Source organism: Kitasatospora sp. NPDC002543, assembly GCF_053594915.1.
Genome location: NZ_JBSFWR010000280.1, coordinates 1 through 1,000 on the forward strand (window position 1 = coordinate 1; position 1,000 = coordinate 1,000).

The following is a 1,000-nucleotide window of genomic DNA, read 5'->3' on the forward strand; positions in this document are numbered from 1 at the left end:
CGGCGAGGAGCGGGCCCGACGCGGCCACCGAACTCACCCCCACGGGCTCGGTCCCCATCGAGCTCGCCCTGCACGTCGACGGCTTCGCCGCGCTCGTCGCCGTCCTGGTCTGCGTCGTCGCGTCGTGCGTGCAGATCTACTCGACGGCCTACCTGCGTGACGACCCGCGCTACCCGTCGTACGCCGCGCTCGTCTCCCTCTTCACCTCCGCGATGCTTCTCGTCGTCTACTCGGGCGACCTGATGGTGCTGCTCGTCGGCTGGGAAGTCATGGGCATCTGCTCGTACTTCCTCGTCGGCCACTACTGGGAGACACCGGAGGCGCGCGCCGCGTCCCTCAAGGCGTTCCTGGTCACGAAGCTGGGCGACGTCCCCTTCTTGATCGGCCTGTTCGCGCTCGCCGTGGACGCCGGGTCCTTCCACATCACGACGGTCCTCGGGGCCGTCGCGAGCGGCGGCCTCGACCACCCCACGCTGATCGCGCTGCTCCTCCTCGCGGGAGTGGCGGGCAAGTCCGCGCAGTTCCCGCTGCACACCTGGCTGCCCGACGCGATGGCCGGCCCCACGCCGGTCTCCGCGCTGATCCATGCCGCGACGATGGTCGCCGCCGGTGTCTACTTCGTCGCCCGGCTCCTCCCCGTCTTCGCCGCCTCCGGCGCAGCCCTGGTCGTCCTCGCCGTCATGGCCGCCGTCACGATGACCGGCTCGGCGCTCGCCGCCCTCGCCCAGGACGACATCAAGCGCGTCCTCGCGTACTCGACGATCGGCCAGCTCGGCTACATGACCGGCGCCCTCGCCGTCGGCGACCGCGGCGCCGCCGTCTTCCACCTCCTGTCGCACGGCGCCTTCAAGGCGCTGCTGTTCCTCGGGGCGGGCGTGGTCATCCACGCCGCCGGCACCAACTCGCTCGCCGCCATGTCCCGTATGAAGGGCCTGCGCGACCGCGTCCCCGACGCCTACTGGACGATGACCGTGGCGCTCCTCGCGCTCGCCGCGATCCC

The 1,000-nt window shown here is 71.7% G+C and carries 1 protein-coding gene; it reads left to right on the plus strand.

The features are described from left to right. Positions 1-1,000, plus strand: a 1,000-nt coding sequence (locus ACWD4P_RS38585) for an NADH-quinone oxidoreductase subunit 5 family protein (protein WP_449782863.1), incomplete at both ends; no start/stop codon positions are given.